The sequence below is a fragment of the Streptomyces sp. GbtcB7 genome (genome assembly GCF_019091445.1).
GTDB classification, from domain to species: Bacteria; Actinomycetota; Actinomycetes; order Streptomycetales; family Streptomycetaceae; genus Streptomyces; species Streptomyces mirabilis.
The window spans coordinates 1-246 of sequence record NZ_JAGXJM010000489.1; the positions used below are offsets into that span (position 1 = coordinate 1).

Genomic DNA, 246 nt, shown 5'->3' on the forward strand with positions numbered 1-246 from the left:
GCAGCGCGCGCAGCCGGGAGTTGACCGGGCGTTGCAGTAACCGGAGGACGCCTGCGATGGAAATGGACCCGGTGACTGCTTGGCGCAACTCACTCTCACTCGGCAGGTCCTGCGGCCCACGGCGGCCATTGCGGGGGAAGTGAGAGGTGTCGATCCCGAAGTGCTCGTAGCGTTTGTAAAGGTGTCGACGGGGCTTGTCGTACGGCCGGGTGCCGAAGAAGGCGATGGCCTCGTCGATGTCGGAGC

At 65.4% G+C, this 246-nt stretch carries 1 pseudogene; it reads right to left on the reverse strand.

Going from position 1 to position 246, the window contains the following annotated elements:
- Positions 1–246, reverse strand: a pseudogene (locus tag KVT44_RS56580) (HNH endonuclease); the annotation flags it as partial.